At 75.4% G+C, this 8,451-nt stretch carries 10 protein-coding genes and 1 pseudogene; 6 read left to right on the top strand and 5 right to left on the bottom strand.

Features of this window, described 5'->3' with window-relative positions; all coding sequences use genetic code 11:
• Positions 1-187: 187 nt before the first annotated feature.
• Together CBZ_RS10665 and CBZ_RS10660 are read left to right on the top strand one after the other, a co-directional pair.
• On the top strand, positions 188-517 hold the full coding sequence (locus tag CBZ_RS10665; RefSeq protein WP_130781537.1) for a hypothetical protein: 330 nt from the start codon (positions 188-190) through the stop codon (positions 515-517).
• Positions 518-580: 63 nt separating this feature from the next.
• A complete protein-coding gene (locus tag CBZ_RS10660; protein WP_246013269.1) occupies positions 581-1,384 on the top strand; it encodes a methyltransferase in 804 nt (267 codons plus the stop codon).
• A 46-nt stretch (positions 1,385-1,430) separates the two neighbouring features.
• Here the strand turns inward: CBZ_RS10660 and CBZ_RS10655 are convergent, their stop codons facing one another.
• On the bottom strand, positions 1,431-2,417 hold the full coding sequence (locus CBZ_RS10655) for an aldo/keto reductase (protein WP_130781535.1): 987 nt from the start codon (positions 2,415-2,417) through the stop codon (positions 1,431-1,433).
• Between the two features lie 257 nt (positions 2,418-2,674).
• Between CBZ_RS10655 and CBZ_RS10650 the strand changes: the two genes are divergently transcribed.
• Both CBZ_RS10650 and CBZ_RS10645 read left to right on the top strand, forming a co-directional pair.
• A complete protein-coding gene (locus CBZ_RS10650) occupies positions 2,675-3,094 on the top strand; it encodes a (R)-mandelonitrile lyase (protein WP_130781534.1) in 420 nt (139 codons plus the stop codon).
• Positions 3,091-3,477: a DUF2255 family protein gene (locus tag CBZ_RS10645; protein WP_130781533.1), complete on the top strand. Its 387-nt coding sequence runs from the start codon at positions 3,091-3,093 to the stop codon at positions 3,475-3,477. The genes CBZ_RS10650 and CBZ_RS10645 overlap by 4 nt, the downstream gene beginning before the upstream one ends.
• A 30-nt stretch (positions 3,478-3,507) precedes the next feature.
• Here CBZ_RS10645 and CBZ_RS10640 read toward each other — a convergent pair whose 3' ends face one another.
• The 4 genes from CBZ_RS10640 to CBZ_RS10625 form a co-directional block, all read right to left on the bottom strand.
• Positions 3,508-4,176 carry a DUF4166 domain-containing protein gene (locus tag CBZ_RS10640; RefSeq protein WP_130781532.1) on the bottom strand — a complete coding sequence of 223 codons (669 nt, stop codon included), beginning with the start codon at positions 4,174-4,176 and terminating at the stop codon, positions 3,508-3,510.
• On the bottom strand, positions 4,173-4,802 hold the full coding sequence (locus tag CBZ_RS10635; RefSeq protein ID WP_130781531.1) for an SRPBCC family protein: 630 nt from the start codon (positions 4,800-4,802) through the stop codon (positions 4,173-4,175). The genes CBZ_RS10640 and CBZ_RS10635 overlap by 4 nt, the downstream gene beginning before the upstream one ends.
• Positions 4,803-4,856: 54 nt before the next feature.
• The gene (locus tag CBZ_RS10630; RefSeq protein ID WP_130781530.1) at positions 4,857-6,092 is read right to left on the bottom strand and encodes an amidohydrolase family protein; all 1,236 of its coding nucleotides are present in this window, start codon (positions 6,090-6,092) and stop codon (positions 4,857-4,859) included.
• 80 nt (positions 6,093-6,172) lie between these two features.
• Positions 6,173-6,868, bottom strand: coding sequence for a GntR family transcriptional regulator (locus CBZ_RS10625; RefSeq protein WP_130781529.1), 696 nt, complete (start codon positions 6,866-6,868; stop codon positions 6,173-6,175).
• 270 nt (positions 6,869-7,138) lie between these two features.
• Between CBZ_RS10625 and CBZ_RS10620 the strand changes: the two genes are divergently transcribed.
• Positions 7,139-7,804, top strand: a complete 666-nt coding sequence (locus CBZ_RS10620) for a TetR/AcrR family transcriptional regulator (RefSeq protein ID WP_246013267.1) — start codon at positions 7,139-7,141, stop codon at positions 7,802-7,804.
• A gap of 84 nt (positions 7,805-7,888) precedes the next feature.
• Positions 7,889-8,451 (top strand): annotated as a pseudogene (locus tag CBZ_RS10615) (MMPL family transporter); the annotation flags it as partial.

Raw genomic sequence — 8,451 nt, 5'->3', positions numbered from 1 at the left:
TCCCCACGCCGACGACGGAGGACGCCATGCCGGACGAGACCGCAGCGCAGCGCTACGCCGCCCTCCCGGAGCCCGTGCGCCTGGCGGACACCACCACGTCGCAGCCGGCCACGGACGCCCCGGACCCCACGATGGGCCGGGACGCCGAGACCGAGTTCATGCTCCGGTACGTCTGAGCGGGCCAGCGATGACGCAGACGACCGCGCCCGCCGAGGTGCGCACGAGCGGGTGGGACCGGTGGGCCCGGCGGTGGGTCTCGGTCGGCGGCCTCGTGACCGTCGTCGGGATCGGCAACCTCGTCGCGGCGCTCAACTGGAACGCGATCGCGAAGGGGACGCAGGACCCCGGCGCCTTCGCCGCGTCCGACCGGTACGCGCTGTGGGGGTTCGCGTTCCTGGTCGTCGGGCAGGCGATGGTGACGCGCAGCGCGTTCACCGACGCGCGCCGGGCGCCGTCCGACCTCGACGCACCGTCACCTGCGCGCGCGCCACGGTCAGGGCGGTTGGACCGGGCCTGAGCGTCGGCCACCACGGCGAGGTATCTTGACGTCGAGATACTTTGTCGGACGCTGGAGGTCGTCGTGTGGGACCCGCAGCAGTACGCCCTGTTCGCCTCGCACCGCGGACGGCCGTTCGCGGACCTGCTCGCGCACGTCGGCGCCGAGCATCCCCGGCTCGTCGTCGACCTCGGGTGCGGCGACGGCCCGCTCACGCTGACCCTCGCGGACCGCTGGCCGGGGGCCCGCGTCGTCGGCCTGGACTCCTCCCCGCAGATGCTCGCCGCGGCGCGCGCGCTCGACACCGACGGCCGCGTCGAGTGGGTGCAGGTCGCCGCCGAGGACTGGGATCCCGCCGACCTCGGGCAGCCCGTCGACGTCCTCGTCACCAACGCCGCCCTCCAGTGGGTCCCCGGGCACCTCGACCTGCTCCCTCGCTGGGTCGACGCCCTCGCCGACGGCGGCTGGTTCGCGATGCAGGTCCCGTCGAACTTCGACGCCCCGTCCCACCGCCTCATGCGCGAGGCCGCCGCCCGGCACACGCGCGCCGACGACCTGCGGCCCGTGCTCGACCGGGCCCGGGCCGTCGCCGACCCCGTCGACTACCTCGGCGCGCTCGCCGCCCTCGGGCTCGACGCTGACGTCTGGCAGACGACCTACGAGCACGTCCTCGACCCCGCGGGGGTGCAGGCGTCTCCCGTCCTGGAGTGGGTGCGCGGCACCGGGCTGCGGCCCGCGCTCGACGTCCTCACCGACGACGCCGAGCGCGACGCGTTCCTCGCCGACTACACCGCGGCCCTCGACGCCGCCTACCCGCGACAGCCGTGGGGCGTGGTGCTCGGCTTCACGCGCACGTTCGCCGTGGGGCACCGTCGCGTCGACGGCTGACGCGTCGGCGGGCGCGGCCGATCCGCTCGCCGCGCCCACCGCCGCGTCAGCGGCCGACCATCCCCATCCCCGCGTCGTTGTAGCGGTTGCCCGCGACGCCGACGCGGGACGCGAGGGCGTCGAGGTCGGCGACGTCGTCGGCGGACAGGGCCAGGGCCGTCGCGTCGGCGTTCTCCCGGACACGCTCGATGCGCCGGGTGCCGGGGATCGGCACGACCCACGGCTGCTGCGCGAGGAGCCACGCGAGCGCGACCTGGCCCGGCGTGCCGCCACGGGCGTCCGCGAGCGCCCGCACGTGCGCGACGAGCGCCTCGTTCGCGGTCCGGTTCTCGGCGGTGAAACGCGGGACGCGCTGCCGGATGTCGTCGGGGGCGAACGTCGTCGTCGCGTCGACCGTGCCGGTGAGGAAGCCCTTGCCGAGCGGGCTGAACGGCACGAACCCGATGCCGAGCTCGGCGAGCGTGGGCAGCACCTCCGGCTCGGGGTCGCGGGTCCACAGGGAGTACTCGCTCTGCACGGCGGTCACCGGGTGCACGGCGTGCGCGCGGCGGATCGTGGCGGCACCGGCCTCGGACAGGCCGAGGTGGCGGACCTTGCCCTCCGCGACGAGCTCGCCGACCGTTCCGGCGACGTCCTCGATCGGCACGTCCGGGTCGACGCGGTGCTGGTAGAAGAGGTCGATGACGTCGGTGCGCAGGCGCCGCAAGGACGCCTCGGCGACGCGGCGGATCTGCTCGGGGCGGCTGTCGAGGCCGGCCATCGCGCCGTCCTCGATGTGCCAGCCGAACTTCGTGGCGACGACGACCTGGTCGCGGACGGGCGCGAGCGCCTCGCCGACGAGCTCCTCGTTGACGTACGGGCCGTACACCTCGGCGGTGTCGACGAACGTGACGCCCAGGTCGACGGCGCCGCGCAGGACGCCGATCATCGCGTCGCGGTCACCGGGGTTGGGGCCGTAGCTCATGGACATGCCCATGGCGCCGAGCCCGACGGCCGACACCTCCAGGCCCTGGCCGAGGGTGCGCGTGTGCATGGTGGTCCTCCCGGTTGGTGCGGTCGTGGCGACGGGTGCTGGATCGACGCTACGTCCGGACCGCCACCGGTGAGAGGCCCTGTCGGTACCCCTCTGCCGCCGATCGCGGCCGCCCGTGGCACGGTCGGCGTGAGGTGTACCCGCGGTACCTGTCACGGCAGGGACTCCCGGCGGCGACGACGTGGTGGTCCGATGGAGGTCGACGGCCGTCGCGGCCGGGCGCGCACCGCCCGCACCGAACCGAACCGAGGAGCAGCATGGAGATCGTCACACTCCCGCCCACCGCCCAGGGACCCGCCACGTGGTTCACGGGCGACGTCTGGTTCGACGTCCTCGCCGGACCGCCCGCCCCGTCGCGGCTGCGCGTCAACCGGGTGCGGTTCGCGCCGGGCGCCCGGACGTTCTGGCACCGGCACGCCGCCGGGCAGTCGCTGCACGTCACGCAGGGCGTCGCCCGCGTCGGGACGCGCGACGGTCGCGTCGTCGAGCTGCGGCCCGGTCAGACGGTGTGGTGCCCGCCCGACGAGTGGCACTGGCACGGCGCGCGACCCGACGCGTTCATGGAGCACCTGGCGATGTGGGAGACGACCGACGCGCGCGACGGCTCGGAGACGACGTGGGCCGAGGCCGTCACGACGGACCAGTACGAGGCGACCCCCGAGGAGGCGGACCGATGAGCGGGTGGACGCCGGACGAGCTGCGGCGCGTGGACCGGAGCGACGAGCTGCACGTCGCGTCCGACCGGCCCGACGGGACGCGTCGCCCGGGCGTGACGATCTGGGTCGTCCGGCTCGACGACGACGTCTACGTGCGCTCGGCGTACGGGCCGGGCAACGGGTGGTTCCGGCGCGCGCAGGCCGCGGGGACGGGGCACGTGAGCGTCGGCGGCGTCGAGAAGGACGTCGCGTTCGTGACGCCCGACGCGGCCGCCGCCGACCTGCACGCGCGTCTCGACGCCGCGTACCACGCGAAGTACGACCGGTTCGGGCCGCAGATCGTCGGGACCGTCGTCGGGCCCGCGGTGGTCGACGTGACGCTGCGCCTCGACGCGCGGGGCTGACAGACCGCGGACGTCACGAGGCCGACCGGGTCAGGCGCGCCGCTCGTGCCGGACGGGCTTGAGGCGCGCCGGGGCGTCGTCCGCGGGCACCCACGTGCACGTGAACGTCCCGGCGTACCCGAACAGGAACCCGAAGCGGTCGTTGACCACCTCGAGGTCGATCCGGAAGACGTCCGCGGCCTCGTCGTACCGCTCGTGCAGCCGCGCGCGCCCGCTGAGGGCCAGCGGGAACGGGAACCCGACAGGCCCCTCGTAGAACCGCTGCGCGCCCGACGTCAGCAGCAGCCCGCCCGCGCCGTCGGTGCGCAGGTCCAGGTCGACCGCCAGGTGCTGGTGCGTGCCGAGGTAGTCGACCACCCGGCCCTCGTGGGCGACCATCGTCGCGTCGAACCGGCGGCTGCGGCCCCGCACGTCGAACTCGCGCACGAACGTCACGGTCTCCCGCCCGAGCGGGTCGCGGTACGGGTAGTTCTCGATCGTGAACGGCACGTCCGTGCCGCCGTCCGGGACGAGCACGTTGCGGACCCGCCCGAGCTGCAGGAACGGCGCGGTCCACCACGGGCCGGTCCGGATCCGGGTCATGACGCCCGTGCCGACGCACGCCTGCCCGCTGTCCAGGCCCACCCCGAAGCGACGCTGCAGCATGGGGTGCAGGTCGGCGAACGCCTCGCCCATCGCCTGCTCGAAGATCGAGGTCATCGGGTCCTCTCCGGTGCGGGCAGGTCGGCGAGCGTCGCCGGGGCGTCACGCAGGTGGTCGTCGCGACGACGGCCGTGCACGGGCGCCCGGCGGCAGCGGGCGGCACGGGGACGCTCGGGCCGCCAGAACCACAGGACGCTGCGCAGCGGCCAGCGCTCCGGCTCCTCGTCGCGCTCCGCCCAGATGCGCAGGCGGTCGAAGCTCCACGCGGTCGCCCAGCCGAGCAGCGGGCGGGCGGCACGGTCGAGGACCGGACCCCAGCCGGGCACGTAGTCGTAGCCCGTGACGAACCGGGTGCCGTCGCCGTCCGGCACGTACCGCCAGTAGCCGCGCCCCGAGCGGATCGGCGACAGGCGGTCGGTCGTCGCGAAGCGCAGCGCCGACGTCCGGGTGCCGTCGGGCCGGACCTGCTCGCCGATGCTCACGCCGTCGCCCGCGACCGTCCGCAGCGGGACGCGGCGCGTGTACGTGAAGCGGGTCGCGCCCGTGCCCGTGGGCGTCGTCGGCACGATGCGCGTGAACCGCACGTCCCAGCGGACGTGCTGGTCGGGGTCCTGGGTCAGGGCCCACACGCGCTCGACGGGCGCGGCGACCCGCGTCTCGACGTAGATCCCCCGGGCGGCCACGCGCCGCACGCTAGCCGACCGACCGCTCCGACCGGGCGTGCGTGCCGTCGGCAGCTACACCAGCACGACCCCGTCACGGGCGACGACCCGGCCCCGGGACACGACCAGGCGGCGCGGCGGAACCCGGACGAGCGCGTCGGGCACGTTCTCGGCGTCGACCAGCACGAGGTCCCCGGGGGCGCCGGGCACCAGGTCGTGGACGTCGCGGCCCACGAACGGGGCGGCCCACGACGTCGCGAGGCGCACCGCGTCCGTCAGGTCGTCGTCGGTGCGCAGCCCGTGCAGCCGCGCGAACCCGAGCGCGATCCGCAGCACGTCGCCGTCGCCGAACGGCGACCACAGGTCGCGGATGCCGTCCGTGCCCAGACCGACGGGGATGCCGCGCTTCCGCATCCCGCGCCACGGCAGCGGCGCGGTGCCGACCGGCGCGACCGTCGCCCAGCCGATCCCGGCGTCGCGGAGGTCGTCGAGCAGGTCCGCCTGGCGGCCCGCGGGCAGCTCGCCCAGCGCGAAGCCGTGCGACACCGTGACCCTGCCCTGCAGCCCCGCGCGGCGCGTGCGCTCCACGATGAGCTCGACCTGGAACGCGCCGAGGTCGCCCCGGTCGTGCAGGTGCAGGTCGACGCCGACGTCGCGACGCTCCGCGATCTCGAACAGGCCGTCGAGCTGCGCGACGGGGTCGCGGTCGATCGACGCCGGGTCGAGGCCGCCGATGTGCGTCGCGCCCGCGGCGGCCGCCTCGTCGAGCAGGCGCAGCACCCCGGGGCGGCGGACGACGCCGTCCTGCGGGAACGCGACGACGGTGACGTCGACCGCGTCGCCGAGCGCAGCGGCGGCCGTCCGGACGTTCTCGATGCCGCGCAGCCCGACGCCGAGGTCGACGTCGACGTGGGTGCGGGTGACGGTCGTGCCGTGCCGGACGAACTCGCGCAGGACGGCCGTCGTGGGCTCGACGCCGGGGATGCCGTGGCGGTCGCGCTCGGCGCGCTCGTGCGCGATGCGGCCCTGCGTCGTGGCCTCGCCGCCGTAGGAGACCCACGGCTGCCCCCACCACGACTTGTCGACGTGGGCGTGCGCGTTGACGAGACCCGGCAGCGCGAGGAGCCCGCCGCCGTCGACGTGCTCGACGCCGGCCGCGGCGCTGACGTGGGTTCCGGGGTCGGCACCCGCGACGTTGTGAGCCGAGGCGCTGCCGGCGGGGACGACCGCCGAGACGACACCGTCCGTGACGACGACGTCGGCGGGCTCGGCTCCCCAGGGGCGGACGTTGCTGACGACGAGGGTGCGCATGCCTCACGGTAACCCGATTTTGGTATACCAAAATGCGCCGCCCCGGGACGGGCAGTCGAATGGCACCCGATGACGGGCGGTCAGTCCCCGGCGGCACCGTCAACGGCCGGCTCGACGACGGCCTCACCGGCCGCGCCGTGCGCCTCGCGGTGCGCCGTCGCCGCCGCCCGGCCCGCGGACAGGTGCTCCGCGACCAGCCGCTCCACGCGCGCGACGTCCCCGTCGGCGACCGCGTCGTACAGCGCGGCGTGCTGGTCCGCGACCGCCGTGACGTCGTCGTGCTGCACGAGCAGCCACCGCATCCGGCTGCGCAGCGTCCCCTCGACCTCCTCGAGCACCGCGTTGCCCGCGAGCGCCGTCACGACCTCGTGGAACTCCGCCGCCGCGCGGCGCGCCCGCACGACGTCGCCCGACCTGGCGGCCGACCGCTCGTCCTCCAGGACCGCGCGCAGCCGTGCGAGACCCGCGGGCGTCCGTCGTCGGGCGGCGAGCCGGAACGCGAGGGCCTCCAGCGCGGCGCGGAGCTCGTGCAGGTCGTCGACGTCGGCGTCGGTGAACGTCCGGACGACGGCCCACGAACGGGGTCGGGCTGTGACGAGCCCCTCGGCGACGAGCGTCCGCAGGGCGTCGCGGACCGGGACGCGGCTCACGCCGAGGTCGTCGGCGAGGTCCCGCTCGACGAGCCGGTCGCCGGGCCGTCGCACGCCGTCGACGATCTCGTCGCGCAGCCGCCGCACGATCCGCGCGGACTCCGCCTCGAACACCCCGCCGCTCATCCCCACCCCTCTCGCCCAGCCGCCGCCCAACCTACGTCCCGCCGCTCCCCCGCCCGCCACCACCTCGCCGAGGTCGTGACTTCGTGCCGAGGTCGTGACTTCGTGCCGAGGTCGTGAGCTAGAGGTCACGAACTCGACCGGAAGTGACGACCTCGACGGGGAGTGACGACCTCGGCGCGCGGGGCGGGGTCAGGACGAGGGACGCGGGGGGTGGGTGACATGCCCGCGCTCACGTTGCACTCAGTGCAATCGTGCACTTAGTGTCGTCAGGTGACCGAGGACTCCCCGACGACCGGACGCCGCGCCGCGCTGCGCGAGCGGCACCATAGGGCGATCCTCGACGCCGCGGCAGCGCTCATGCAGGAGACCGGCGGCACCGACTTCACGGTCGACGAGCTCGCGCACCGCGCCGACGTCGCCCGCCGGACGGTCTTCAACCACTTCGAGTCGCTCGACGACATCGTCACGACGGTGTGCGGCGAGATCCTCGGCGCCGTCTTCGACAGCATGGAGTCGCACGCCACGCCGCCCGTCACGGGCGGCACGATGTTCGACGAGCTCGCGCACGCCCTCACGGCCACCGACCTGGTGACGCCCATGGCGTACCTGACGCGCGTGCTCGGCGGCGACGCGGCCGACGCGCTCTCCCCTCGCCGCGCCGCGATGGTCGGCCGTGCGTTCACCGAGGTCAGCGCCCGGATGTCGGGTGAGCTGCTGCGCCGCCACCCCGACGCCGACCCGCTCGACGTCCAGCTGCTCGTGGGCTCGCTCATGAGCGGCGCCCTCGCCCTGCACTCGCACTGGTACGCCGCGACGGGCGCCGCCGACGACGAGCACTCGCGTCAGGTCTGGGCCGCGCTCGTCGACCGTCTGCTCGCCGCCGCCCGCACCGGCTACGGCGCCACCCCGCCCAGCGACGGGACCCCCGCCCGCTGAACCCGTCGCACGGCACGCCCGCGCGACCACCGACCCACCGTGCACCGCACCGACCGACGTCCGTCCCCGACCTGAGAGACCACCATGGCTGAACTCCTCTACCGCCTGGGCCGCACCGCGGCCCGCCGCGCGCGTGCCGTCGTCGCCGCGTGGTTCGCGGTCCTCGTCGCCGTCGGCGTCGCGTTCGCCGTCTTCGGCGGCACGCTCGCCAGCAGCTTCTCCATCCCGGACACCCCGACGGGCGAGGTCACGGACCTGCTCGCGTCCGAGCTACCGTCGGCGGCGGGCGGCACGGGCACGATCGTGTTCTCGACGACCGACGGGTCGGCGTTCACCGCGGACCAGCAGGCCGCGATCTCGGAGCAGATCGCCGCGGCGTCCGACGTCGAGGGCGTCGAGGGCGTCATCGACCCGTTCGCGTCGCAGGCGCAGCTCGACGGGCAGCGCCAGCAGGTCGAGGACGGCCGCGCGCAGGTCGAGGCGGCCCGCACGCGGCTCGACGACGGGCAGGCGCAGCTCGACGCGGGTGCCGCACAGCTCGAGCAGGGCGCGGCACAGCTCGACGCGGCGCAGGCGCAGCTCGACGCAGCCCGCCAGCAGGCGGAGGCGGCGGGCGCCGGCGCCGCGGCGAACGCGCAGCTCGCGGC

This window comes from Cellulomonas biazotea (assembly GCF_004306155.1).
GTDB lineage: Bacteria > Actinomycetota > Actinomycetes > Actinomycetales > Cellulomonadaceae > Cellulomonas > Cellulomonas biazotea.
The sequence above is the reverse complement of the archived record's forward strand: the minus strand, read 5'-3'. Positions and strand labels throughout refer to the sequence as shown.